Source organism: Chryseobacterium jejuense (assembly GCF_900100075.1).
Lineage (GTDB): Bacteria > Bacteroidota > Bacteroidia > Flavobacteriales > Weeksellaceae > Chryseobacterium > Chryseobacterium jejuense.
Genome location: NZ_FNEG01000004.1, coordinates 17,093 through 43,822 on the forward strand (window position 1 = coordinate 17,093; position 26,730 = coordinate 43,822).

The 26,730-nt window shown below is 35.3% G+C and carries 27 protein-coding genes; 3 read left to right on the top strand and 24 right to left on the bottom strand.

What is annotated here, in order from left to right; translation table 11 throughout:
- Nucleotides 1-99: 99 nt before the first annotated feature.
- Together BLS98_RS12450 and BLS98_RS12455 are read left to right on the top strand one after the other, a co-directional pair.
- Nucleotides 100-771: a DUF4197 family protein gene (locus tag BLS98_RS12450; RefSeq protein WP_089736848.1), complete on the top strand. Its 672-nt coding sequence runs from the start codon at nucleotides 100-102 to the stop codon at nucleotides 769-771.
- A gap of 41 nt (nucleotides 772-812) precedes the next feature.
- Nucleotides 813-1,118, top strand: a complete 306-nt coding sequence (locus BLS98_RS12455) for a DUF493 family protein (protein ID WP_089736849.1) — start codon at nucleotides 813-815, stop codon at nucleotides 1,116-1,118.
- Nucleotides 1,119-1,244: 126 nt separating this feature from the next.
- On the opposite strand, the gene BLS98_RS12460 is transcribed toward BLS98_RS12455, so the two are convergent.
- The 15 genes from BLS98_RS12460 to BLS98_RS12530 all read right to left on the bottom strand — a co-directional run bounded on the left by BLS98_RS12460 (nucleotide 1,245) and on the right by BLS98_RS12530 (nucleotide 12,656).
- Nucleotides 1,245-1,595 carry an ArsC/Spx/MgsR family protein gene (locus BLS98_RS12460; protein ID WP_089736850.1) on the bottom strand — a complete coding sequence of 117 codons (351 nt, stop codon included), beginning with the start codon at nucleotides 1,593-1,595 and terminating at the stop codon, nucleotides 1,245-1,247.
- An 88-nt stretch (nucleotides 1,596-1,683) separates the two neighbouring features.
- Complete coding sequence (locus BLS98_RS12465; RefSeq protein WP_068943809.1) at nucleotides 1,684-2,298, bottom strand: deoxynucleoside kinase; 615 nt, start codon at nucleotides 2,296-2,298, stop codon at nucleotides 1,684-1,686.
- 27 nt (nucleotides 2,299-2,325) lie between these two features.
- Nucleotides 2,326-3,291: a hypothetical protein gene (locus BLS98_RS12470; RefSeq protein WP_089736851.1), complete on the bottom strand. Its 966-nt coding sequence runs from the start codon at nucleotides 3,289-3,291 to the stop codon at nucleotides 2,326-2,328.
- A gap of 89 nt (nucleotides 3,292-3,380) precedes the next feature.
- Nucleotides 3,381-4,403: a glutaminyl-peptide cyclotransferase gene (locus BLS98_RS12475; RefSeq protein WP_089736852.1), complete on the bottom strand. Its 1,023-nt coding sequence runs from the start codon at nucleotides 4,401-4,403 to the stop codon at nucleotides 3,381-3,383.
- A gap of 35 nt (nucleotides 4,404-4,438) precedes the next feature.
- Nucleotides 4,439-4,822 carry a VOC family protein gene (locus BLS98_RS12480; protein ID WP_089736853.1) on the bottom strand — a complete coding sequence of 128 codons (384 nt, stop codon included), beginning with the start codon at nucleotides 4,820-4,822 and terminating at the stop codon, nucleotides 4,439-4,441.
- A gap of 5 nt (nucleotides 4,823-4,827) precedes the next feature.
- Complete coding sequence (locus tag BLS98_RS12485) at nucleotides 4,828-5,328, bottom strand: GNAT family N-acetyltransferase (protein WP_089736854.1); 501 nt, start codon at nucleotides 5,326-5,328, stop codon at nucleotides 4,828-4,830.
- Nucleotides 5,329-5,332: 4 nt separating this feature from the next.
- Nucleotides 5,333-5,758, bottom strand: coding sequence for an SRPBCC family protein (locus BLS98_RS12490; protein ID WP_089737321.1), 426 nt, complete (start codon nucleotides 5,756-5,758; stop codon nucleotides 5,333-5,335).
- 241 nt (nucleotides 5,759-5,999) lie between these two features.
- Nucleotides 6,000-7,610: a Na+/H+ antiporter gene (locus BLS98_RS12495; protein WP_089736855.1), complete on the bottom strand. Its 1,611-nt coding sequence runs from the start codon at nucleotides 7,608-7,610 to the stop codon at nucleotides 6,000-6,002.
- A gap of 195 nt (nucleotides 7,611-7,805) precedes the next feature.
- Nucleotides 7,806-8,810 carry a bestrophin family protein gene (locus tag BLS98_RS12500; protein WP_089736856.1) on the bottom strand — a complete coding sequence of 335 codons (1,005 nt, stop codon included), beginning with the start codon at nucleotides 8,808-8,810 and terminating at the stop codon, nucleotides 7,806-7,808.
- 81 nt (nucleotides 8,811-8,891) lie between these two features.
- Nucleotides 8,892-9,569, bottom strand: coding sequence for a DUF2490 domain-containing protein (locus BLS98_RS12505; RefSeq protein ID WP_089736857.1), 678 nt, complete (start codon nucleotides 9,567-9,569; stop codon nucleotides 8,892-8,894).
- A 143-nt stretch (nucleotides 9,570-9,712) separates the two neighbouring features.
- Complete coding sequence (locus tag BLS98_RS12510; RefSeq protein ID WP_089736858.1) at nucleotides 9,713-10,105, bottom strand: DUF1398 domain-containing protein; 393 nt, start codon at nucleotides 10,103-10,105, stop codon at nucleotides 9,713-9,715.
- 74 nt (nucleotides 10,106-10,179) lie between these two features.
- Nucleotides 10,180-10,869 (bottom strand): response regulator transcription factor, encoded by a 690-nt coding sequence (locus tag BLS98_RS12515; RefSeq protein ID WP_089736859.1) that lies wholly within the window; start codon nucleotides 10,867-10,869, stop codon nucleotides 10,180-10,182.
- Between the two features lie 12 nt (nucleotides 10,870-10,881).
- Nucleotides 10,882-11,658: a sensor histidine kinase gene (locus BLS98_RS12520; protein WP_089736860.1), complete on the bottom strand. Its 777-nt coding sequence runs from the start codon at nucleotides 11,656-11,658 to the stop codon at nucleotides 10,882-10,884.
- Nucleotides 11,659-11,679: 21 nt separating this feature from the next.
- On the bottom strand, nucleotides 11,680-12,312 hold the full coding sequence (locus tag BLS98_RS12525) for a hypothetical protein (RefSeq protein WP_139166111.1): 633 nt from the start codon (nucleotides 12,310-12,312) through the stop codon (nucleotides 11,680-11,682).
- Between the two features lie 17 nt (nucleotides 12,313-12,329).
- Nucleotides 12,330-12,656: a hypothetical protein gene (locus BLS98_RS12530; protein WP_089736862.1), complete on the bottom strand. Its 327-nt coding sequence runs from the start codon at nucleotides 12,654-12,656 to the stop codon at nucleotides 12,330-12,332.
- 314 nt (nucleotides 12,657-12,970) lie between these two features.
- Between BLS98_RS12530 and BLS98_RS12535 the strand changes: the two genes are divergently transcribed.
- The gene (locus BLS98_RS12535; RefSeq protein ID WP_089736863.1) at nucleotides 12,971-13,813 is read left to right on the top strand and encodes a T9SS type A sorting domain-containing protein; all 843 of its coding nucleotides are present in this window, start codon (nucleotides 12,971-12,973) and stop codon (nucleotides 13,811-13,813) included.
- Between the two features lie 91 nt (nucleotides 13,814-13,904).
- On the opposite strand, the gene BLS98_RS12540 is transcribed toward BLS98_RS12535, so the two are convergent.
- The 9 genes from BLS98_RS12540 to BLS98_RS12580 form a co-directional block, all read right to left on the bottom strand.
- Nucleotides 13,905-14,354 (bottom strand): VOC family protein, encoded by a 450-nt coding sequence (locus tag BLS98_RS12540; protein ID WP_089736864.1) that lies wholly within the window; start codon nucleotides 14,352-14,354, stop codon nucleotides 13,905-13,907.
- A gap of 44 nt (nucleotides 14,355-14,398) precedes the next feature.
- Entirely contained in the window at nucleotides 14,399-14,770 is a 372-nt protein-coding gene (locus BLS98_RS12545; RefSeq protein WP_089736865.1) for a VOC family protein, read from the bottom strand.
- 31 nt (nucleotides 14,771-14,801) lie between these two features.
- The gene (locus BLS98_RS12550) at nucleotides 14,802-15,272 is read right to left on the bottom strand and encodes a hypothetical protein (RefSeq protein ID WP_089736866.1); all 471 of its coding nucleotides are present in this window, start codon (nucleotides 15,270-15,272) and stop codon (nucleotides 14,802-14,804) included.
- Between the two features lie 10 nt (nucleotides 15,273-15,282).
- Nucleotides 15,283-15,738 (bottom strand): DUF1569 domain-containing protein, encoded by a 456-nt coding sequence (locus tag BLS98_RS12555; protein ID WP_089736867.1) that lies wholly within the window; start codon nucleotides 15,736-15,738, stop codon nucleotides 15,283-15,285.
- Between the two features lie 312 nt (nucleotides 15,739-16,050).
- Complete coding sequence (locus tag BLS98_RS12560; RefSeq protein ID WP_089736868.1) at nucleotides 16,051-17,259, bottom strand: ABC transporter permease; 1,209 nt, start codon at nucleotides 17,257-17,259, stop codon at nucleotides 16,051-16,053.
- A gap of 81 nt (nucleotides 17,260-17,340) precedes the next feature.
- A complete protein-coding gene (locus BLS98_RS12565; RefSeq protein ID WP_045498296.1) occupies nucleotides 17,341-18,297 on the bottom strand; it encodes an HlyD family secretion protein in 957 nt (318 codons plus the stop codon).
- 11 nt (nucleotides 18,298-18,308) lie between these two features.
- The gene (locus BLS98_RS12570) at nucleotides 18,309-19,721 is read right to left on the bottom strand and encodes a TolC family protein (RefSeq protein ID WP_089736869.1); all 1,413 of its coding nucleotides are present in this window, start codon (nucleotides 19,719-19,721) and stop codon (nucleotides 18,309-18,311) included.
- Between the two features lie 566 nt (nucleotides 19,722-20,287).
- On the bottom strand, nucleotides 20,288-20,776 hold the full coding sequence (eco, locus tag BLS98_RS12575) for a serine protease inhibitor ecotin (RefSeq protein WP_089736870.1): 489 nt from the start codon (nucleotides 20,774-20,776) through the stop codon (nucleotides 20,288-20,290).
- Between the two features lie 43 nt (nucleotides 20,777-20,819).
- The gene (locus BLS98_RS12580; protein WP_089736871.1) at nucleotides 20,820-26,729 is read right to left on the bottom strand and encodes an alpha-2-macroglobulin family protein; all 5,910 of its coding nucleotides are present in this window, start codon (nucleotides 26,727-26,729) and stop codon (nucleotides 20,820-20,822) included.
- Between the last annotated feature and the right edge of the window lies 1 nt (nucleotide 26,730).

Consider the following 26,730-nt stretch of genomic DNA (forward strand, 5'->3'; position numbering starts at 1 on the left):
AAAAATCACCAAATAATTCACTAATCATTAATATTTTGTTAAATAGATAATAGTATTTACCTTTGGTGCAGTTTTTGAAAAAAGCATTAAAAAGGATCAATGAAAAAATATATCATTGCAGCGGCTCTTATAGTGGGGACCGGTGCCGTTATTACCACCACTGTACAATCTTGTACAACGCTTGCCACTTCGGACATGGGGCTTTCCATTATTAAGAGAATGTTACTGAATGGTATTGATAAAGGAATGGGTGTTTACACCAATAAAGAAGCCTTTTTACAGAATAATATGGTAGATAAGGCTCTTCCTAAACAGCTTCGGGAGATTAACTCTATGCTGGAAAAAATTGCTCCTTCATTGGTTGCTAAGGAAAGAGATTATATTGCTCAGGCAGCTGCCTATACCGTAAATACCTCAAGACCTATTCTACAGGGTGCTGTAAATAGTTTAAACGCTCAGGATGTAACCAGAATTATTGAAGGAACTACGGCTACACAGATTCTAAAAGAGAAAACATCCCAACAGCTTATTGCGGCTATCGCTCCAAAAGTAGATGAAAAACTGAACGAATTTGGTATTGTAAAAACTATTAACACTGCTTTGGCCGGAAGTAATTTCCTGGGAAGTCTTTTGGGAGGTAATACCAATACAGTAAACGCAGGAGGATTGAGCCAACTAGCTTCGGAACAATTGGTAGCAGGACTCTTTAACATCATTGAAGATTACGAGCATCAGAACTCCAAGTCCCTATTAGGACCTTTTGGAAAATAGAAAAAATTTCGTTATATTTATATATTATATTAGAATTGAAGATGGATATATTACAAGGAAATCAACACGCAAATCCTGAAGATTTCTATAAATCTTTAAAGGAAAAACTGGAAGGTCATCATGATTTTCCTGAGGATTATTTATTTAAATTTATTATTCCTACAGACCAGTCAAAACTTACTGAAATTTACAAAGTTTTTGATGGTATTAAATTTACATTGGGAAACCGCGAAAGCAAAAATGGAAAATACACAGCCTGCAACATTAATGCATTTGTATTAGATGCCAATCAGGTGGTGAATATTTATCAGGAAGTAGCAAAAATAGAGGGCGTTATTCTATTGTAAAATAAAAAAGGTTGTCAGAAATGACAGCCTTTTTATTAAAGACAGAGAGAAATTAAATTCCCTCTCTATTTAAAAACAAAGTTGCGGCTGTTTCGAAGAAACAGCCGCAACTTTTATATATATTTATTATTTCTCAATAAAAAACTTTACATTCTCAATAGGTCTTCCCAACATAGCTACTGAACCTTTTACCAAGATAGGTCTCTGGATTAGGGAAGGATTTTCAGAAAGAATCTTAATCCATTCTTCTTCTGAATAATTTTTATCTGCATAGTTTTCAGTATACAGCTTATCTGTCTTCCGGATGATATGAAAAACACTCTGATTAAGCTTTTTCAACACGGTTTTAATCTCCAGAATACTTAGTGGATCCTCAATGATATTAATGATCTCAAAAGACACTCCGTTTTCATCAAGATACTCTAATACAGCATTTGACTTTGAACAGCTTCCGTTATGTAAAACCTTCACTAACATTTCTAATTATTTTAAAAAATTAAACTTGTCTATCACAAATTTAAAAAGAATTCAATGGACGTTGTCTTAATGTTCTGATAAAAGTTTGTTAAAACAATCCGTGTAATTCAGTTTCAATTTTTTCCAGAATCAATCCGAAGTCTTCCGGTTTTTCAACGAAATCTAAATCATCAACCTCAATAATCAACAGTTTTCCTTCTGTATAGTTAGAAATCCATTTTTCATATTTCTGGTTCAGTTTTGAAAGGTATTCGATACTGATGGATGCTTCATATTCACGTCCTCTTTTGTAAATTTTCTTTACGAGGTTCGGAACGTCTGATTTCAGATAAATTAAAAGATCCGGTGCAGAAACAAATGATTTCATTAGATCAAAAACAGATGAATAGTTATTGAAATCTCTGTCTGAAAGAAGATTCATATCATTTAAGTTTTCTGCAAAGATGTGTGCATCTTCATAAATGGTACGGTCCTGAATAATGTTTTTACCGCTTTCTCTGATCTCTTTTACCTGGCGGAATCTGCTTCCCAGAAAATATACCTGCAGTGCAAAGCTCCATTTGCTCATATCTGAATAAAAATCCTCCAGATAAGGATTGTGATCTACGTCTTCAAATTGTGCGTCCCATCCGTAATGCTTAGAAAGCATTGTGGTTAAAGTTGTTTTTCCTGCTCCAATGTTTCCTGTAACTGCAATATGCATAATATTCTTTTTCCTTGTATTTACTGATTAATTGATAAGCTTTTCTACGCCTGCTGCCTGAACTTCAGAAGTTTCTTCAACCAACTTTTCTAATGTATTGTCAGAGGGCTTTTTTTCTACCTCTCCTCCATTGGATTTTACTTCAACATTTTCTACGGGTTTCCCGGCAGATTGTTCTATGGTTTGAAGTTCTGTCTCCTGTTGTTTCTGCTGTCTGGCTTTCTTTACTTTTTCAAGGCTGTAAAGATAAAGCTTGTTTCCTTTGATTTCAAAATAAGAAAGGATGTTTTTATCCACAATTTGTGCTTCCGGATCGTCAAAAACAACACTCATCCCTTTCTCAGGAATATATTTTAAGATTGAGTTATTGGCAACAACCAATATATTATCATTTTCCCTTCTGAATCGTTTTCCGTTATCCACCGGGGCTTCAAATAGTTTTTCGAACTTCAGATTATAAATTCTGATATGTTTTTTGGTAAGAACATACACTTTCGTTTCATACACCAGCAAATCCATCAGATCCTCAAAACTGATATCAAACGGAAATGAATTGATAGTGGTATCATTCCTGAAATTATACTGTATCAAACGTTTTGTACTGTCGTCCAACAGCCATAACTGCTGCAAATCTTCAGCATACGCCATTCTGATAAACCCGAATTTTTGTTTAAAATCAATTCGTTGAATCTCATTCATATTCTGGTCTACAAATTTCATTTCCTGGGCATTTTCAGAAAATAAAGGTACGTTCAAAGGGTTTTGTACTGTCTGCACTTTGTAAGGAACCGTAAGCATCATTTTCCCGATCTGCTTTCCTAAAGAGTCATATTTGGTAAAGCTAAAGTCCTTATTTTTATAGATGTACAGGTTTCCGTAGTCATCAGCGAGCATATCTTTAGCTTCCTTCAGTTTTAAAGTATCTAAAGGAAGAACGTTCTGCGCCGCAGAGGAACAGAAAATGAAAATGCATATCAGGTAGAGTAATCTCAAAATTCTTTTTACTAAGATAGCGCTCCTTACGGAACGCTACCAATTTACATCTTTATTTTATTCGAATAGAAATTGTTATGAAACTTTTCTTATTTAATAGCAACTTCATAAATCTTCGGCCAATTCTTTCCTGTCACCAACATATTTTCTCCTTTGAAAGCAATTCCGTTTAATACATCATCAGTTCCTTTGGTATTTTGTTTTGCAATTTCCGTGAAATCAAATGTACCTACTACTTCTCCGGTTGCAGGATTAATTTTCAGGATGATTGGTTTTTGCCATACGTTAGCATACAGGAATCCGTTGTGGTATTCTAATTCATTCAGTTGATCATATGCCTGTGAACTTCCTGCTACTGCGATATATTTAATTAATTTTGAAGGATCATTAACATCCAGGAAATATAAAAGTTTACTTCCGTCTGATGCAATCAGGTTTTTTCCGTCATACGTTAATCCCCAACCTTCACCCAATACGTTTGGATACGCAAATTCTGAAAGTAACTTCAGAGAACTTTTATCGTAGATGTATCCTTTTTTGCTTTGCCATGTTAACTGATACACCTTGTCACCAACAATAGTACTTCCTTCAGAAAAATCTTCAGGAGCCTGTTTAGTAGAAGCAAGAGGTGTAGTTGTTCCTAATGTATATTTTAAAATCTGTGAAGATCCGTTCTGACCGTCACTTTCATAAATAGTATTTCCTTCTGCCTGAAATCCCTGTACAAAGTTTTTAGGATCATGAGGATATTCTGCTACAATTTGGTAAGCAATATTCTTTTCAGGATTTTTTGCAAATACATTAATGGTTGCATCCTGATTTAGTACTTCCCCACCTTTCGTTTTAACATTAAAAGTAACTGCATTATCTCCTAAAGTAAAAAACTTCGGATCAATGGTAAGGTCTGTAGTTTCTTTATCTCCAAAGCTAATGGTTACACTTTCTGCATTTTCCGTTACTTCTTTCGGAAGCTGAAGTTTATCACCGAAATGGTACCCTTTTGCTTCCATTGAGTTATTATAGGTATTTAATGTATCAAGAATCTCTTTATCTTTATTACATGATGCCAGTAATAGAATTGCTGCGAAACCCGCTATTATATTTTTTTTCATTGACTTTCTAAATATTTCCCCAAAAATAGCAAATTTTATTCCGTATTGCCAATATTATCCACAGGTTCACCAAATTGTAGGATATATCCGTTGTTATCATATATTGCAAATTCTCTCATTTCCCATTCAAAAGTCTCTATTTCATAGCAGATTTTGGCCTTTGTTTTAAGATCTTCCCATAATTCATCTACTTTATCTACATTAAAATAAAATGATCCGGTAAAACCGATGGCCGCAGGATTTTCATGTTCATTAGGCAAAGCAAGCATAATGTGAACATCATCTTTTCTAAGCGAAGCCCAATGCCATTCATCATTTCTGCTTAATACCTCAAAACCGAGAATATGTGTATAGAATTCTATACTTTCATCTAAATTTTCTGTCCAAAGCATGGGACGGAGCCCAGTAAATCTGCTCATGATTTCTATAGTTCAAATGTATTTTTGTGAATTTTCATATTGAGAGAAACCCAGATTTCATCATCAATGTTTGCTTCATTCCTTACATCCGGATCAATAGCAAAGCCTACTTTTTTATAGCATTCAATGGCTCCGGTATTCCAATCATATACATTCAGCTCTGCCAACGCTCTGTTGAAATTACTAAATCCGTATTTCAGCAGTTCCTGCATTACTTTCTTCCCGTAACCTTTTCCACGGTTATTTTCATCCCAGATCAAAATCCTTCCCAACAGAAAAGTCTTCTCTTTTAGGAATATCTGAGCATGACCGATTGTATTTTGATTTTCAACATCAACTATTTTGAACAAGGTTCTGTTTTCATTAAGTAAATCTTCTTCAAGCTGGTCTTCAGTTAAAGGAAAACTGTACATTGGACCGGCAAACTGAAGAAGAGCTCTTTGATCTTTTATGTTTGAAATTAATGCCGACGCATCCTGAATATGAAAAGGCTGTAATGCTATCATACTTTTATTTTTCTAGATATTCTTTTAAGCTTTGCCCTACAATTGAATTCCAACCACCTGTAAAATTTTCTCTTGAAAAACCTTCTCCTAGCTCTTTGAAGTTCTCAATATTTTCATGGGTTAAAATCACTAAGGTTGCATCATCTACAGGTTGCAGTTCCCAAGTAACGATTGTTTTCAGATCTGAAAAATCAGGATAAGACCAGCTATGTTTTAATTTTTGATGGGGAATAATTTCAAGAATTTCACCCTGATGATGGTATTTATTTTCACCTCCGGGTTCATAGAAATTGAATATATCTCCTGTTTCCAGTTCAAAATCCTGAATATCAAAATACCAGGACTTCATTTCATTTTTATCCGTTAATGCTTTCCAAACCTTATCGATTGGGACATTTATCTTGTATTGAACAGTGATTGGTGTATTCATATTATTAAAATTTGAATGAATTACTACATTATTTTTAACCACAAAAGTCACAAAAGAATCTAAACACTTAAGTTATTTTAAAGTTAATATTCTTACTATTGAGAAGAGCACTTAAGTTTGAAAATCTGTAGATTTTTCCTTCGTGAATCTTATGCAAGTTAACCTTAATTTTAGACTTAGTGTAAATCCTTTTGTGACTTTTGTGGTTTTATTTTTACTTTATTGTAAAGGCTTAATAGTATCAGTGAGAGAATCCTGTAATTTTTGCTTCATCAAAATCCAGCTGCATTTCAATGGTTCTCATCACATGATCATCAAATATTTTCTCTTTTTTCATTCTGTGTAATTCATTTCTCTGAGCCTGAATAACCTGGCGAAGTACATCTTTATTCTCATTGATTGCCGTTACATAATCTCCGGTAGAAGCCATGCATTGGGCTTTATCCGCCATCAGCATCATTTCGTTTTCCAGTTTATGTTTTTGGTGACGAACAAGACTATTAGATACAGCGAGTTCAGAAAAATCATTATCCAGTTTATGCAAAGCTGTTTCTTTAAGTTTACGCATCAGGATAACTTCCTGTTTTTCTTCAGGCAATTCACTTCCTGCATCCTGGATATTCAAAAATTTCAGAATCGGAGACAGTAATAATCCCTGTCCAACCAAAGTAATCAGAATGATCACGAAAGTTACGAATAAGATGATATTTCGGTGCGGAAATGCATCTCCATTCGGTAAAAAGGCAGGAATAGACAATGCTGCAGCCAACGATACAACTCCTCTCATCGCTGCAAAACTGATGATAAAAGGTTCACGCCAATCCGGTTTCGGGACTTTCAATCTTATTTCTTTAGAGCAGACTCTTGGGAAATACATCAATGCATAGCTGTACACGATTCTTGTTCCGATGATAGCTCCTCCAATCACTACACTATAGAAAATTCCTTCTGAAATGGTATAATCTGTTAATCCTTCCACAACGATTGGTAGCTCAAGACCAATGAGGATAAAAATGATGGTATTCATCAGAAATATCAAAACACTCCAGACATTTCCGGACTGAATCCTTGAGGTATGGCTGAGGTAACAATGCGAATTATACGACATCAGTAATCCACCGGCAACCACCGCTAATACTCCCGAAAAATGGAAGTGTTCTGCACCCACATACATAATGTAAGGAACAATCAGGGTAATCACCGTATCTATATTAGAATTGGTAGGAATAATTCTCAATAATGCTCCAAACAGAAAGCCTACAGCCACTCCTACCGCAATTCCACCAATGGCCATGGTAAAGAAATCCTGAATGGCATCTCTCCAAATAAACTGCCCTGAAATAACGGCTGCCAAAGCAAATTTAAAGACAATTAAACTGGAAGCATCGTTAATCAAACTTTCTCCTTCCAGAATACTGGTGATCTTTTTAGGGATTTTCATGTGTTTCAATACTGAAGTAGCGGCTACCGCATCCGGTGGGGAATTTACTCCGCCCAACAAGAACCCCATTGCTACAGTAAGTCCCGGAATAATGGAAGATGAAAGGTAAGCAACAACAACTGATGTTAAAAACACCAATCCAAAAGCCATGGAAAAGATTTGTTTTCTCCATTTATGAAAATCCTGCCATGAAGTAAACCATGCAGCTTCAAACAAAATAGGAGGCAGAAAAATAAGGAAAACAAGATCCGGTTCTATTTCTACACGAGGCATTCCCGGAACGAAGCTTATCAGCAATCCTGCAATCACCAGGAAAATAGGATAAGCGACCTTCAGTTTCTGCCCGATCATTACTAATATCATTACAGACAGTAAGACTACAATGGATATTATAACATAGCTGTGAATCATTTCGATTTAGTTTTTTTTAAGTATTATTTTTTGTTATTATGATTAGAAACGCAGAGAAATTCTTGCTGATATGGCTGACTTTTATCTAAACCTTATAGGTTTTAAAAACCTATAAGGTTTGTTTTTTTATCTCGCGCAGATTTTGCAGATAACGCAGATCTAAATCTAACTCCAGTTATTTCTTAATCTTTTAATTTAAAGTACAATATTATTTTTTGGAGTGATTGCCGGTGGAAGATCGGTTTCATCCAGCATATCTCTCATATCAATTTCAATGGTACGGCTGATCTGGGTAATAGGAACATCGTTAGCGCTTCCTTCAAAAGGATTTACTGATGCTTCTCCTACACTGTCTAAGGTATGAAAACACCAGGTTACCAATAAGGAAAAAGGAATATTGAACCAGATTGTCCATCCTTCTGCCATAGAGCCTTCTCCCAGCTTATCAAATTCTTTCAACATTCCAAAAGGAACAAATACAATGAATAACAACAAAAGATAAGTTGTAATGGAAGAAAAATTCCTTGGATAAGGAAAGTTTTTAATTCTTTCTGCTTTTCCCTGATTGTCGGTAAATTTCACCAACTGCTGATTGATCTGCGTCCATTGAAAGTCGTTGATCTCCCCTTTTTCATAGGCTTTAGATAATTCTTTACTTTGACTGGCCATCAATTGTGTAGCTCTGTTCTTTTTGTTCAGAATATACTGAAGTTCTGTTTCTGAAAGGTATTTCTTCAGTTCATCATCCAGCTTTGAAAGCCTTTCCGGAATATCATATTTTTGAGCATACTCATCAAACTGAGCGGTTCCGGTATTTTCCCAGACTCTTGGCTCTCTGAGTTGAAATCTAAGTGCCGTAAGCCATGCATAATGACGAAGGAACATTTCTTTTACTTTACCTTCATCTTTCACTCCAAGAGAATCTCTTAAAATATATCCGAAGCTACGACTGTCATTGATAATAGCTCCATAAATCTGCCTCGCTTCCCAGAGTCTGCTGTAACTGGCATTATTCTTAAATCCTACGATAAAAGCGACTGCCGTTCCCATGATGGCGATCGGCTGCCAAGGTACAGAAAGAAATTTCCAGCCTAAAAAATATAAAATAGTAGGTATGGCTGCCAATACAATTAAAGCATAAATGCTGCGACGCGTCCAGTTAATAAATTCCCGCGCGCTAAATCTTTTTCCTGAATGCATATGTGTTATTTTTTGTGTTAATTTTAATCAATGTCTTTTAGTAAAGTTCTTCACCAGCGCATTCAGTAGAAACAGTCAACATTAGTTTTTCGTAAACGGTATATTGTTATAAAAACCAATCTGAATTTGTCCTCTATTTCTGTTTTCCTGAATCTGATTCATATATCCGGCTTCAATTCTCATGTTTTTATTAATCACATAACCCAACGCTCCGTAGACTCTGTTTCTATCGAAAGTGGGACTGTTGAAATGCAGGAAAATCTCATTATATACAGATGCGTACAATGTTTTCGGCAACATTTCTTTCTGAGTGATCGGAATATTTACTCCTAACATATAGCGGAATCTCATTCTAAAATCGTCTTCCAGAAAACGTTCTTCCAAACGATAGCGATGCTGAAGGTTAAAACGTCCAAACTTCTGCTTGGTAATATACTGCTGGAAAATTCTGTGCTCTATATTTTCCTTTTTATCTCCGTTTACATAGGGCTGACTTAAAATAAAACCATATCCCAACAATACGTTATTATTATTTTCGGTAAGATCATATCCAATTCCGGTACGGATGAGTAGTTGTTCCAGATCCCCAATAGCATCAAAATTTCTGTACTGAACTTCATTATGCCAGTTCAGTTTTTTACTGATTTTATTGTTCCCAAAATACATATACCAAGCACCCAGATCATTTTTTTGTGCCCATGTTAAAACCGACCCCAAGCTCAATACTGTGAATGCCAACTTCGTAAAAACCTTTCTCATGTTTATCAATTACTATTATCTATCGTTTTAACAAAATTAATAATTTAAATCAATAATAGCAAACGATATTTTTATGATTGAATTGAGCACGGTTTTATAGTAAGCGACTTTAAATCTGACACTTTCCTGAAATCCCAGATATCTTAGACTGGAATCTGTTCTACCAGGACATCTGCTTGTTCTTTATTAAAGTAAGTACAGGTCATTGCTTCCAGATTCATCACCCAGCCTTCAATTCCGTTTTCTGCACAATCTTTACAGAAAGTATAGTAATCTGTACCTCCTTGCTGATGAAGTTTTAATCTGGTTTTAAAATGGTTAAGATTTGTTTTTTCAGAAATGAGAAGGGCATCATACTTACTTCCGGTGTGAATCGATTGATGGTCCCTGTTGAAATATCTTGTATTTCCATCCGAAACATAAGTGGTATAATGAGAAACACCCAGACTTTTGATAGCCTGAATATATTGAGGGAAGTCTGCTCCACTCTTTACTTTTTGATGTGCTGTTGTAATATCTTCGATTGTAAATTCCATCTTTTCTATTTTCTGTCAGTTAGTCTTTTGTTTCAAAAATTAAGACTAATTTAATCAGAAAATATCAATAAAATTTAATCGAATCTGTCTTTTAGATAATTCGCATCTACGATTTTGCTTTCAATAGCGTATACTACCAGACCAGCAGTATTTTTAGATCCTGTCTTCAGAAGGAGGCTGTTTCGGTGTCCTTCTACAGTTCTTGAGCTTATAAAAAGCTGATCCGCAATTTCAGGGGTACTGTATTGTTGACAGATAAGTTCGAGTACTTCTTTCTCTCTTTTAGAAATATGATTGGCATCAAAGATACTGGAAACCTTCTTCTTAGGTTCAGTAAAATTCTCATGCAATGCTTCCATTACTTCGCTGTTATAATAGAATCCTTTCTGGTGTACTTCCCTAATGGCATTAACCAATTCTAAGGGACTTGAATTTTTCTTCAAAAAAGAACATGCCCCAGATTGAATCATATTGACAATAAAAGCTTTTGTATTATAGCTGGTGAGGGCTATAATTTTGATCTGAGGGTATTTGATATGGATTTGTTTGGTGGCCTCTACCCCGTTAATTTCAGGCATATTGAGATCCATCAGTATAATATCCGGCAACTCTTCAAGGGTAGTGAATGCATCAAGCAATTCTCTTCCGTTGCTGAAATCGCGCACCAGCACAATATCTTTTTCTCTCTGTATCAACAATGAAATTCCTTGACGAAACAGGGCTTCATCATCTACGATCATCAGGCGAATGGGTTCTTTTTCCATCTTATTAATCAATTAAAATGTAAATTCTACGGTAATTCCTTTCCTGCTTTCACTTTCTATCTTCAATGTACCATTGATAAGTTCTACCCTGCTTCTTATATTTCTTAATCCCAATCCTCCTTTCATTACATCTTCATTGGGACTGAATCCTTTACCATTGTCCTTATAGATACATGTATTTTTTCCATCCTTCCCTTTAAATACAATATCAATATGAGTACTTTCCCCGTGTTTTATAGAATTATTAATTAATTCCTGAAGTATCCTAAAGATATGCAAATTTTTTTCATCCTCTGTTTTTGCAAAATACAAATTGTTGGCGTAAGAAATCTGTACGGTTTTAGACATGTTGATTTCTGAACATAATGCATCTATAGCGGCATGTAATCCAAATTTCTCGAGAATGGGAGGAAGCAGATCATGAGAGATTTGCCTGGCACTTTCTGCTGTAGTGTTTACCAGATTGATGATCTTATTTTTGAGTTCACTATATTCTTCCCTTGTTAAATTGTCAAAGTCCAGCAGGTGAATATTCAAAGAGACTACACTCAATTTTGAACTGATATCATCATGCAAGTCCTGGGCAATCCGCAATCTTTCTTTTTCCTGGGAACTGATAATAGCATGGGTAAGGTCTTTTTCATACCTAAGTTCAAGCTCTTTCTTTTGAAGAAGATTTTTCGTTATCTTTTTATTTGAAAAATAGTAGAATATAACCAGCGTAACCGCCAGCAAAGTAAAAGCCAAAAAGGTATAGACTATAGTGGAAATAATTGTATTTTCATTCATGTTGTAAGATCATAACAGTAATTACACATTTTTTCTGCGGGAAAAGAAATACTCGGCAAAAATGAAAATCTGATAAACGATAAACATCACCACATTAAAAACCCAGATTTCTCTGTGTAGATTGGTATTCATTACCGTATACAGATTTCCGGACAGGAATATCACGGTACTGCTTATCAGATACAGCAAAAGCCCAAGGCTTATATAGTTATATTTCTTTTCAGTATCCAATATATTGTATAAATGAAACAATGCCAGAATAATGAGTGAGTATGAAGTGACAAATATTTCAAATAAATTGAATACATAATATTTCTCCGGATCTATTATATACTGCACGATCAGAACCGAAGGGATGCTCACTAAAAGGAATCGTGCTATATTTTTTTGATACTTTTCAGTTACAATTTCATGGAAAAAAAGTCCCAGCAGTATAAACTGAATAATCAGATAATAATGAGAAAAAAACAGATTATTGATCCTCTGATAATTTAACACATAGAATACTATTTCACAGATTAATATCCATGCCAGATAGCTTATAAAAAATGTATAGGCTCTCCCTGAGCGGAAAAAGCCTATACAGTATACTGCCAGATTAATCAGCAGAATGCCTTTTCCAATTAACGACAATATTTCAATCCAATGATCCAATGATCTTCAGTTTTAGATTATTGGTCCCACCATATTACCGTTGAGCATACACTTGGGCATGGTGTGGTCATATCATAGACGTAATATCCTCTCTCATAATTCACCATATCATCCCCTTTAGCATCTACCCCAACCATTAAAAATTTATATGTCCCGTCATCGCTAATCGCATTGTAGCCACGAAGGTGTTCAACATTCAGATCTTTGCTGAAAATATCCTGTACATCTTTTTTGGGGATCATATGCGCTTTTATTTCAAGCCCTGAAGTTAATTCTTTTAACTGCCATCTTTTAGTCCATCTAATGGCTTCGTCTAATGTTACTGCATGTTTAGGTAATTCCATAGTTATTTGTTTTAAATTATAGGTTTTGTACAAAATGAAGTTATGAAAAAAACAATTTATATACTCGAAATAAACTTATTTTATTTTCAAAAGCATTAATCTCTTCTATTTTCTTCAAAAATAAAACAATATGAATAACCAAGAATACGTATTTCTACCTGTTTTACAATTCGGAATGTAATACGCTGTTTTCACCTGCTATTTCACCGTTACTTTGGGGTATTATTTAAAGTGATACTGCACAGAGAGCTAAACAATGCTCCTGATATATTCTATAAGTATTTTAAAAACACTAACCATAAGAAATTTACATCATGAAAAAAATTATCCTTTTTACAATTCTTATCTTTTTAAGTAAAATTGTAGACATCAGTGCACAAATGAGCACTATGACTTTTGAAAATGCTGTGAATGGCAGCACATCCTTTACCGATAACAGCTATACTTTTAACATTGTTTCACAAGCCGGTACTTTTAGGATTCAGAAAAATTACCCCAATACAGGCTGGAACGGAACCGCCAATGATAATGCCTATATTGATAACACAGGAACTACGAATACCCCTTCTCCATCTTTCAGTGTTAAAAGCGGTTCTTCATTTAAAGTATCAAAATTTTGGGTATTCTTAAGTAACACAGCATTAAACCAATCTACCTCATCTGGAACGTTAATCATTACAGGAAAATTAAACGGAATTACAAAGTTTTCTACTACGAAAACCTCCGGTTTTAATACAACATTCAATGCTACAACGGGAACAACAGGTGTTTACAATGGATTTACACCGATTGATCTCACGAATCTTAATAATCTAAACTACAGTAATATAATCATTGACGAGATCCAGCTGCAGTCAACCGGCGGTTATGTTTATATGTGTCTTGACGCATTTACGTGGTCTAAAACGCCAACTTTAGGAACTGCAGAAATCACATCTCAAAAGAAAACAAGTGTTTACCCGAATCCTTCGTCCGGAGTCTTCAATCTAAATCTGGAAAAAAACAGTAAGGTCACTTTATATGACCAATCCGGAAAACTTGTAAAATCAACAGAAGCTGCTAAAGGTGAAAATAAGATTGACATTACCGAACTTCCTGATGGAATTTACCTCATGAGATCCGAATCAGAAAGCTATAAAATTATTAAAAAGAACTAATCTTATTCAATAAAAGCAACCGACAATAGGTATTGAAAAAACCGACAGATATCTGTCGGTTTCTTTATTATTTTTTTGGATAAAATTAATTTTATGGATGCTGCTGCATTTTTGCAGGATCATCATAATTAACCATCCAATTGATTCCGAATTTATCCGTAAACATTCCAAAATAAGCACCCCAGAAAGTATCTGCTAATGGCATTGTTACCTGCCCGCCTGCAGAAAGACCATTGAATAATTTCTCTGCTTCTTCTTTAGATTCTGCATTGATAGAGATTGAGAAGTTATTTCCTTCTTTGAAGTTAGAAGCCCATTCTCCACCTGTATCGCTTCCCATTAATACAGTTTCTTTCGAAATAGGAAGGGTAACATGCATAATTTTGTTCTTATCTTCTTCAGGAAGTTCTTTACCTTCCGTTGGAGGCATTTCTCCAAAAGTTCCGATATAAGGATACTCTCCTCCGAAAACAGATTTATAGAAATCGAATGCTTCTTTGCAATTCCCATTGAATGTTAAATAAACGTTTACTGATGCCATGATTGTTTTTTTTTAGTTAAGTTTTAAATTGTTTTGAATTTTGTTTATCTGTGCTGATCGATCAGGATCATATTTCCATCCGGATCTTTCAGGTAGATATGTTCAGGTCCTGAAGTGGTTTCATCAGCTTCTTTATCAAGCTCTACTCCACCTTCCTTTAAACGCTTCTGAATTTCACGTACATCTTCAAAGGATTCAAGATTTTGGGCATTTTCATCCCATCCCGGATTGAAAGTCAACATATTTCCATCAAACATTGCCTGAAACAGACCTATTAAAGTAGATCCGTTTTTCATAATCAGATAGTTTTGCTCTGTAGCTCCAGCCATAGTTATAAATCCAAGCTTTTCATAAAAATCTTTGGACTTCTGAAGATCTTTTACACTTAAGCTGATTGAAAATGCTCCTAGTTTCATATTGTTTTAGTGTTGAGGAATTATTTTAGAATTATTGATTTTTCACATGGGTCTTAAAGGTAAGGGTTCCGTCATAACTTTTCCAATCGCCGATAAGTTCAATATATTGCCCTTCCACTTTTTCAGTTTTCCTGTTCCATTTAAAGTTATAAACGAATCGTCCTTTAAAAACCCCGGAGTGTTTTCCTTTATTCTCTTCAGCCAGTTCATATTCTCCAAATACAGTTCCTTGTTTTTTAGAATCCTTATATTTTGAAATGGTGATGGTTCCTTCAAATTTAGCATAATTGGTATCCACAAGAGAATATCCTGAAACAAAATATTCCTGATCATTCTTTTTATTCTGTTCAGAAATATTAATCTTAAGCTTCAGCTCCTGTCCTTTGTTTCCAATAGTTCCAATATAAGGTTTACTATTGTTCAGCCATGTATTTGAAATATCCGGCATCTGAGCCAACACAACATTAGTTGCCAGAATGAAGAGCAATAAAAGTTTTTTCATGCAGTAATTTTTAAACTCCGAACTGAGATAGGTGATGGTTTAAATGTTTTGCAAACATATTGTTCCATTCCTGAGCTTTCAATTTCCCAAAAGAGAAAGATTCTTTACCGTCGAAAGCGTCTGCTCCCAATTGTTGAGTCTTTTGAATAAAACCAACCAGTCTTCTCTTTTCTTCATCAAAGTTCTTTCTTCCTGACACTAAAAATTGTGGAGCTGTAGGGGAATCTCTAGGATAGGCTTTCTCACCTACTACTTTAGATTTCACAAAAGTTTTTAAAATAAACTTCGCAATAGATCCCGGTTTTTTATGTTTTTCCGGCTCATACACCATTTCATAAGTAATACAACAGTGCGCCAACATCTGATCCACCGTCATTTTCCCCCATAATCCATGCGTATCTTCTACCAGTCTGTTTATTCTATCAATATAGTTTTGAGCGTCTTTTGCGTCAAATACATTTTCCATATACGATCTGTTTTTTACTACAGACAAATATATCAGTTTTTTTGTTTGATTTTTATGGTGAGAGAATTTTTTGTTGCAAGGTTCGGGTTTGGGAGCTTGAGAGTTTTAGTGTACGTTTTATTTTCCTACAACTATCCTACTAACCCTCATTCTATGTGTGTCCATTACCTTCCTTCGAAGGGGTGTCAAAAATTCAAAGAATTTTTGACAGGGTGGTTTTAAAGTTTGAGAATATGATAGCTTTAGAATACAAATACCGAATGAAAACCATTGTCATCATTCGGTATTTGTACTTTTTCAAACTAATAGAATTTATTCAGTCTCTTCTTCAGAATCACCTTCCACAGCAATTCCCTGCGGAGCTGCTTTTTTGAAAATAAACCAAAGTTTAATTTTTAAAGCAATCCATCCTATGATGGCATACACTACTACAAGAACACTTAAATGTTTCAGATATGGGAAAGTCAGTTCTACAGATCCTTTCTGGATCAAGAGGATTTTAAAAGCCTGTAAAAATGGAGTCAATGGGATGATATTCGCGATAAACTGTACAAAAGCCGGCATTGCGCTTAATGGCCATGTAAATCCACTGATGATAAAGGCTGGTGAAGCAATTACCATAAGAATCTGTGTTGCCTTCAAAGCATCCGGAATCAATATACTGATAAATACTCCCAGGAAGGACACCGAGCCTACAAAAACAGCTGTCAGAAGGATAAAATTAAGTATTCCCTCCGGCATCGGAACCCTAAAGATCATGTGCATAAAGTAGTAAATACCTACAATAAGAATAGAAGACACCCAAATTGGGATTACCTTAATCAACATGGTTGGGAATGCCCACTTCTTCATTTTCACATATTCTTTTACAAAAGATCCTCTTTGGAATTCTGCCGCAAAACTTACCGCCATGGCCAGCAAAATAACCTGTTGTAATACTACCGCCAACATCGCCGGCCACATAAAGATCAGATAATTTCCGGTAGTGTTGAAAAGAGTAATATAATTGGCTTTAAAAGGCTCATATTGGGTTGCAGCTTTTGCTGCAGGCATTCCTGCTTTCTGTAATGCTTTAATGGATGCTCCGGCAGAGAATGTTCCAATGGTAAGCTGAAGTGCTTTGGATGCAAAATTAGCCGTTAAAACATTTCCTGTATTGATATAAACATTCAGTTCAGGATATTTTTTCTGAAGCATATCTCCCTCAAATCGGGAGGGGATAATCACCACTGCGGCTGCTTCATGCCTAATGACCTCATCTTTTATACTTAAAGGTTCCTGGATATATTTGATGATCTTAATACTCTTATTGTCATCCAACATTTCCGTTAATTGGTTTGATAAAGGCGTATTATCTCTATCCACAACTAATACAGGCGTGTTTTCAACTTTTCCGCTTTGGTAGACAAACCCCAGCAAAGTAGCATAAAAGATCGGTGCCACAAAGAACACTGTTCTTAAGGTTGAATTGCTGAAAAAAAGCTTGAATTCTCGTTTTAAAAGGCGGAAAAATTCTTTCATCTGTATATTTTAATATTTTAAATGATCAGGCGGAACCCTACTTTTCTTATATGAAACCGCCTGCTCTACTTCGTTTCGTAATTATTTCAGAATAACGTTAGCATTCACCAAAAGACTTTTGGCTTTATTCATATCCGTTGGCTTTACTTTAATTTCGTAAATCGCATCCTGTAACTGATAATCAGGGTAAGCTGTCGTAATATCTGCATATCTTGTAAGCTGCTTGATATACACAACAGTTCCCTGCAGGCTTTCTTTATTGTAGACGATCTGCATATTCACATTCTGGCCTTTCTTATATTTTGAAATAGCACTTTCAGGAACAGTAAATCTGAAATAAGTACTTTCGGGAATATAACCGTTGAATAAAGCAAATCCTGCGGTTGCCAGTTCTCCTGTATTCAAACTGATGGTTTCAATTTCCATATCATTGGTAGCAATGATATATCTTTCTGAGTAAGCTACATTCGCTTCCTGTAATGCTCCTTTTGCCTGAGAAGCCTGTCCAGCTGCCATTTCTACTTTTTCGAAACGGGTTCCTCTGTTCACATCATCCAACTCTGCTACTACAGCATCATACTGTGCTTTTGCCCCCTGAAGTTTGGCATACACTTCATCATGTGCCTGTGGTGACATTAGACTGTCTCGGAACATATTATTGGCTCTCCTGTAAGACTTCTGTGCAAAGTCATATTGCTCTTTCAGTCCTTTATATTTTGCCTGAAGCTGTCTAAGCTGATCCGGTGTTGCTCCGTTTTTAGCCATTTGTTCCTGAGCTGTCGCAGCACTTACTGCTCCTTGTGCCTGGGCAATTTTTGCAGACACTTCCGGTACATCAAGCTGTGCCAGGGTATCTCCCTTTTTCACAGTCTGGCCTTCAGAAACATATATTTTTAAAATCCTTCCGGTTACCTTTGGAGCAAATGAAATGACATCCTTTTTGGTTTTCCCTTCAGGTTCTTTAATTTTTTCGTTTTTCTTATCACAACTTCCCAGTAAAAACAGAGAAGCAAAGACTATAGCTATATTTTTATGCATCATTTTAATTTTTATGGGATTAAATAAAATTTGGTAATATCCAGTTCCTGAGTTGCTCTCATCAGTTCTATTCCTGCTCTTCTCTGGTTGAAAATTGCATTCTGATATTCCAGTTCTGAAGCTTCAAGATCATTTTCCGCATCAATAAGCTGGGATGATTTGCTCATTCCATATCTGAATTCTTTTTCAGCCTGTACCAATGCATTTTTTGCCAGTTCTTTTTGTTTAGCTTTTAAAGTGATCTGTGCTGTCGCAATATCATAATTGGTTTGATTATTCGCCAAATTCAATGATAGCTTTTTCAATGCATCTTCTTTCTGATTCTGCAATACCTCTTTACCCACTTTAGCTGTTTCTTCAGCATGCTTCCCTTCTTTTCCATCGAAAATTTCCCATTTAAAACCAACTCCTGCTGTAATTAATGGGAAGACATTGATATTGTTAGGGCTCCAGTCCAGTTTTTTCCCTTCATATCCAAGTACTGGAACAGCCGGAATTACGTTTTCAGAACTTTTGATACGATTTCCGTACAATCCTATATAGTAAGCGGAAGCCATCAACTGAACTTTAGGAATCATCCAGGTTTTTTCTGCTTTTATTTTATAGTCTGCAGCAGCAATTCCATGCTCAAGAGCGCGAACTTCTGCTCTTTGCTCTATTCCTTTTTCTGCCGTGAGAAGTTCTACAGGAGATAATACCGGATCAATCATTCTCAGACGTTCCTTACTAATTCCCGTTAAAATATAAAGCTGGGTAAGGAGCAATTCTTTTTTCCCTTCATATTCTACAACCTTTGCATTTAAAGTGGCTTGAGCCAATTCAATTTTCTTATGGTCGTAAGGGGTAATCAAGCCGTAACCTAATGCTTTATCTGCTGTTTTCTTGTTGATGTCCAGTCTTTTTTCACTTTCATCCAATACCTTTTTAGACTGATGGATCAATGCCAACTGGTCATAGGCTTTAGAAATAGTGGCCATCACTTCATCTTTTGTTTTTTCCAACAAAATATCTTCAGACTTCTTTTTTTCTTCTACTGCTTTTTTCAGGTATTTTACTTTACCTCCTGAATACAGAAGCATTTTGGCATCTGCTTTGGCAACGCCAGAAAACCCTGATACATTGAAGTTGTTATTAAAAGTTCCTTCCGGGATATTGATGAAAGGGGCCAGATTAATTTCCGGTGACGTAAGTCTTGCTGTTCCGTTAAGGTAACCTACTTTACCACTTAGTTCCAAAGTAGGAAGAAAGATATCTTTTAACTTGTGCTCGTCAAGATCGGTAAGTTTGTTTTGGGTAATCTGCATCTTCAGGTTCGAGTCCCGAACCATTGCACTATCCAGAAGTTCTTTAAAATCCGGCGCAGACTGTGCCCAAGCAGGAAAAGCAAAAAAACTAAACGTAAAAATCAATAAATTGTTTTTCATGGTTTATGTTTATAACAAATATAATGCAAAAAATGTTAAAATACTCAAAGATAATTTAACAAAAGCATGAATTTATAATAAGTTTAAAATGTGTTTAAGTATAAAAGTCTTTACAATAATGTCTTATCAAAACCGTTTAAAAGTTAATTAAAAACTAAAAATCTTTGAAAAAATTTTTAACTCCACTTTTACCCTTCTTCTTTTAAACCCTTTTTCGTAGAATACAAAGGCATTTAAGATCTCCTGATTAGAAATTCAAATAAATAGCATAGAAGATTAAGTTGACTTTGAGATAATGAAATTCTGATTCTTTTAACGCTAGGTTCGCAAAAGATGAATCAAACTTGAAAATAGTTTCGTTCGCTAAGGCATTTCATTTAGCTAAGATATTTACTGTTTCATTGCTGAGTGAAACACCTTTGTAAGCATTACATGATAAAAAAGGATGAATATCTTCAAAAAACCTTGCGATCTATTGCATTAAAATAATGTCATAAAAACATATAAAAGCGAAAACTCCCCACATTGCTGTGAGGAGTTTTCTGTTTATAATAAGCTTGCAAATTTTACTTCTGAACTGCTTTTTTCATCCCGTTATCAGGTCTTAAAACTCTGTAACGAACTTCGATGTCTTTTGGTACATAGAATACCAATGGCAGTTTACTGTTGTATCTTACGATTTCCGGCTTAAGGGTAACAAACTTTTTAGTCATTTTTTTATCCAGACAAGCCATTAATGTTCCTGCAGTCTCTCCTTTTGATTCTACTTCATAATAGTTATATCCCCATCCCTGAAGATCCTGACTTTTCATTTCTCCCATTAAAGAGTAATTGTTACAGTCTAACATTTTTTCAGTTCCTACAAAAACTTCCACTTTTAAATCGTTTTCATTTTTTGCTACAGGAAGCTGGATATATACTTGCTTGTATCCTTCTTTAGCTTTTGGGAACATTTCAATCTGTAGTTTTTCAAACTTTTCAGCTTTCTTTTGAGCGAAAGCACTTACCCCAGCCATCAATACCAATCCAGTAATTAAAGTTTTTGAAAATTTCATTTTATTTGGTTTTAAATTTTACGTATTTGTTAATAGCCAAAAATCATTCCAAAATCTGAATTCCGGTTCCTTTTGTGTGCGAATTCATCTGAGGAGCATAGTAATTTTGCATTGTAGTAATGCCGTTTGAGAACTTTCCGGACGCATTAGCAACTACATCATATTCAAACACATATTTACCTTTTGGCATATATTGAATATAGAAATTTGTGGACGCATCTTTAGTAGATTGATAATATCCTAAATTATTTTTCCACTGGTATCCTGACAACGCATCAAGAGGTTCAAATCCTGCTGCACGCATATCTTTAATATGAATGAATTCCATTGCTCTGTCAGTATTCAGAATCATTCTTACTGTTACTTTATCTCCTACTTTCAGTGGCGTCTCCGGTGAAATCTTCTGAAGTTCTTCTCCGTTTACGGTCTTCACTTTTTTGTAAAGTTCTTTGGTTACGGAAATATAATTTTCAGATGATTTAATTTTATCCAGATCTTCATAATACTGCCAGAATAATCCTCCCTGAACAATCCCAGGTCCCGGTTTGGTTACCGTAACGGTTCCAAGGTTTTTATCTATGGTATCTGTTTTCACTGTTGATTTCACATATCCTGTTGCCTGGGTTTGAGGAACGATTTCTTTTCCGCCCCAAACGATTGTTGCTTTATCACTTTCAACACCTGTCCATGATTTCCCTGAATTTAAAATCGTAAAGATCACTTCAGCTGTTCCTCTTGAGCTTCCCCATGAGTTTACTTCTTTCTGGGTTACCAGCCAGATCTTCGCATCTTCTATAAAGTTCGTGTCATTTGCTTTTAATCTGTTGAAAGCTTCCAATGCCCCAGCATGATTCACTACTTTAGAGCTGAACCAGCCCCAATCATTCAGGTTTTGCTTCCAATATACTCCTTGTGTTTTAGTATCTGTTGAAGTTTCTTTAAGGTAAGTCATCAATTTATCAGATACGTCTTTCACTCCATAATCATTCATCAATAAAGCGGCACGGTGAAGTCCGAAGAAGGTAAAGTCGGTAATTTTCGCCGTTTTTGCTTTTTGTTTTACCAACGTTTTCAGGGCAGCTCCTTTTCCTTTTAAAGGATATTGTTTTTCCCAGTAGTTTCTGGTATCCAAATAATCAAGAACCCAGTTGCTCCAGACATTTTCTTTCTTCGTATCTGCATATTTACTGATTTCGTTATCTACATATTGGATCAGTTTTGCTACTAAAGCATTCTGCCCTGCACTCTGATACTCTTTTGCATTATCTTTTAACCATAGATTAATCTTTCCAAGGTTTTTAAGAATGTATAATGAAGTCCCATAAGAACTTGGATATCCAGCATACCATGAGAATCCCCCATCAGGATTTTGAAGTTTGCTGAAATCATCCCAATTCTGGTTGATTGAATTTCTCATCGTGTTCACATCAAACAGAAGAGCCAGTTTTTGCATCTGTTCAGCTTCATTTTTACTTTCCAGCACCCATGGAGTTTCATCCAATAGCAACTGTTTCAGTTCCTGATTTTTTTCAAGGTTTGAATTCAATAATCCTTTGCCCTGATACTCATCAAATACCGTTTTCATTTTAGGATTCGCTTTGAATACCTCTGAAGCCAATACATCTGCAAACCATTTGTTGAAAATAACATCTGCTGAATTGTTCTGGTCATTTTTCAGACTTGGAAGGGCAAACATAATTTCCCAGATCGGGTTGGTGGTTAATTCCAGTGTATTAGAAACATTTGATGCTGTTGTAGAAGTATTGTTTTTAAGATTATCTAATACAAAAGTCTTTGTTTCTCCTTCTTTCACAAAAACAGGTACTGCATCAGTCACCAACATTCTGTTTGGTAATACTGCTACTGCCTGTTGTTCTCCGTCAGAATAAGCTCCTGCCTTAGCTACTACTTTTAAAATGATAGAGGATACATTGTTTGGAACTTTTAATTTCCAGGTTAACGCACCATTTCCGTTTTCATTTAAATCAAAATTCTGTGTTCCTGAAGTGATTCCGAATTTTGAAGAGATGTTTTCATTGGTGAAGGCATCTAAAATCTGTAATTCAGCAGAACCATTCATTTTTTTATTGGTAAGGTTGGAAAGTTTTGACTGTAAATTCAGTTCATCACCTTCTCTTAAGAATCTCGGATAGTTTGGAGTCACTGAGAATTCTTTTTGGGTCACCACTTCTTTTTCTAATGTAGCAGCTCTTGCGTCTTTTGTATGAGCAAGGAACATTAATTTCCATTTTGTTAATGCTTCCGGAGAAGTGAATTCAAAGTTAACATTTCCTTCTGCATCGGTTTTCAGATCCGGATAGAAGAAAGCAGTTTCATTTAAATTCTGACGTACCGGAACTTTTTCTAATGCTTCTTTTGATTCAGATTGATCTGCTACTGCGGCATCTGCAACCTGAATACCTGCCACTTTACCAGCTATAGCCGATTCTTTTTGTCCATATCCTGTCATTACTACTTCTTCAGCCATTGCTGAATTTCTAGCAATAGGAGCTGCCGGCATTGCACCTGGTGCACCTTTACGACGTAATTTAGGAGATATTCCTCCGTTTCCTCCCAGACTATAAAATAAACTACCATCAAACCAATTAAAGTTAGGAACTGCCACATAATTTCCATTGAAATATTTCAATCGTTTCTGATAGCTTTTCTGCAACAGATATTCTCTCACATCATAAGAAGTAATGATATTGAATGGGGTGTATAATTTATCCCAGCCATAAGTATTCACAGCAAACTGGTCTAAAGACATGTCATACATATTGGCCAACACCTCTGCATTCAACTTCTCTTTATCATTTCCGGTAACTTTTACCGTCCATTTTTCTTTTGAATTAGGCTCTAACTTATCTCTGAAAGTAACCGTCTCAATTTTTAAAGGCTTCTCGGTATCCTTGATCTTCAGAGCAACTGTTTCTGTTTGTACATCGTTAAATGCCACTAATTGGAACTGAAGATTCAGTTCTGAAATGCTTTTATCTTTTGGAATATCAGCCGTGTATTCAAGAATTCCTTTTTTCAGCTGATGCGTTTCTGTAATGGTTTTTCCAGATCCATCCTGAACAAAGACATTCACCAAAGCATCAGGAATTGCTGAGTACACCAATACTTTTGCTTTTTCGCCTCTTGCTGTTTCATTCTTTGGTGCAATTACTGTTAAGAAGGTTTTCTGAGTTGGTTTCAAAGAGTTTTTATCCCAAACACTGAAATATTGAGCCGCTTTGATGGTGTCTTTTCCTTCAATATTGAATAGCTCCAACTGATAGTCTCCTGCTTCCAGTTTTCCTAAATCCAAATCAGAAGTCTGAGTATCGGAAGATGATTGCTGTTGTCTTTCTACAACTACTTTTTCAGTTTTCCAATTTTTTATTTCATCATTTTTATCAAACAAATCGTGTGGGAATTTATTGATAAATTCTGTTTTTGAATACTGAGGCAGATTCTGAACTTCAGTTTTGAAATTATCTCTGAAAATTCTATCCGGAGCAGCCAGTTTTGAAAGCTTAACCTGATATGCTTTTTTAAGAGCCTGTTCGTTATAATTTTTGGTTTCTACCTTTAATTTTGCACTCTCATCACTGAAGATATTTTTGATTTCATCAGCTTTGATGTAATGAGAAACTGAGGCTACCTTCAGATCTGTATTCGCTGATTGAGTTTCCCCATTGATATCAGTAACGGAAGCGTTGATCTGATAGTTATCAATCTGAATTCCTTCTAATTTCTCATCTTTCTTAAGATCTAAACGAATGACAAACTCTCCTTTTTCATTGGTTTTAGCTTCTCCTAAAATTGAATTTTCATTATCGTTTCCTCTTGGGTACCACCAGAAATATCTCCAACGGATATTTTGCTTTTTAATCTCGTAATTTACCGTTGTATTGCTTAAAGCTACTCCTGAGAACATCATGGCTTTTCCTTTCAGTTCTATGGTCTGACCATATTTGTATTCATCTTTTATGGGTTCAAAAGTAACTTCAAACTTTGGTCTTTTGTATTCTTCTACTCTAATGTCTTTGTATCCCTGGCCATCTCCGTCCGTATTCAGGAAAAACGTACCGTTCAGTTTTCCTTTTGGCAACATAAAACTGCCATGATAAGATCCGAATTCATTGGTGGTAAAACTTTGAGAAGAAACTTCCTGATTATTAGCATCCATCAGGGTGATTTTCTGCTTCAATCCTGAAGTTACAGCTTCCGTCTCATTATTTAAACGGGTATTCACTACTTTGAAATAGACCATCTGCCCAGGTCTGTAGATCGCTCTATCTGTAAAGATTTGTGCTTTGGAACGTGCTTCTTTGTTAGGGTTATAGTCTTCACGTCCATTATTTCCATAGACCTGCATGATTTGGAAATCATTGGTTTTAGGCTGTTGAATCAAATATGTTCTGTAGTACTCTTTATTGGCCGTAGAAGGAAATTTAAAAACTCCTTTTTCATTGGTTTTTCCTTCAATTTTATTGATTGAATTGTTGTTGACAAATTCATAAAAACTAAGGTTTTGATTGGCTACAGGTTTACCGTTTTCACTGTTAACCAACTTCAGATCATCCGCAAATGAATTCCTGGAAGATCTGGACTGATAAATAATCTTGTTTCCGGAAACCAGAAAATAGAAATTCTTTTCCGGATTGTTCTCCTTTGCATCTGCCCCTACTACTGAATATTCTGCAACATATACTCCTGATGGAAGCGGTTTAATTTCCAATGACGTTTTATGAAGCTGATAATCTTTCGGATCTGAAATCTGGTAGGTTTCTTTTCTCACCAGATTCTTTTTTACTTTACTGTAATAGTTATCAGCATAGGAATTCTGCATATATTGTATCAGTGATAAAAAGTCTTCTTTTACCTCATAAATATTGATCGAAAATTCTGAAACATTCTTAGATTCAGCCATTAAATGAATAGGCAGATTATTCTGGGTCTGCTTTTCATATTTAATGTTCAACACCGGATTGGTAATCTGGTTTTCCTTGTTTTTGATATTTTCAAGGAAAAGAGATTTCGGATATTCACTTTTGGCCTGAGCCGCAACAGCAATAGCCTCTTTTGCTTTATTCTTCACCACCAGCTCATCCATAATAGCTTCCATGATGATTACTTTATAATCTCCCTGCACATCAGATTTAACTAACTTCTGAAGTTGCTCAAGCTTATCTTTGCATTGATTAAAGTTACAGTTATCCACCAGCTTTTCCTTCATGAAATACAGCTTAGGATTTCCATTATTCTGGGCAATCAATTCATCAAAAATGGTATTGATCAGTTTTCTGTTCTCTGTGAGTTCATTTTTTGTGAAAATATTATTCTCAGATAAAAAAGCGATTTTTTTAAGAGAGGACCAATCATACAGACTTGGGAAATAAGCAATATCTTTTGTGTCCGAAAACAAATCTTTATATTTTTCCAAAGAAACTTTCTTCAGGTCCTGTTTCTGAAGATCCAGGTCCTGATAGCTTTTCGTTAAATAATTTTTGAAATCAAGTTTTGTCCAGGTCTCAATCTGTGCAAGATTCTGCGTATTGATATTGGTTCTTCCATTGATCTTCCAGTAATTTTGATTAAAATAATCCTGGAAAAAGCCATTCAACAGGACTTTATATACCAATTTCTCTTCTCCTTTCAGCTTACCTTCTGCCTCCTGAAGTTTTTTAAAGAATTTTGAAGCGGCATCATTTTGATCGTCATCCACAGTCTGGTTTACAATACTGAACTCTGCTTTCAGAGAACGGATTAACTGAATGGTGTTATTTTCTTTCATAGCTTGGTTTTCCAGGTCTAAAATAATGGGTAGATTAGATTTATAAGCTCCTTTCTGACTGTTTTCTGCTATTTTTTTCCACTGGTCGTCATAATATTTCTGTGCGATAACCGGTGAAAAGCCCAATGATAGCAACGAAAGCATAAATATCTTGGAAAATCTTTTCATA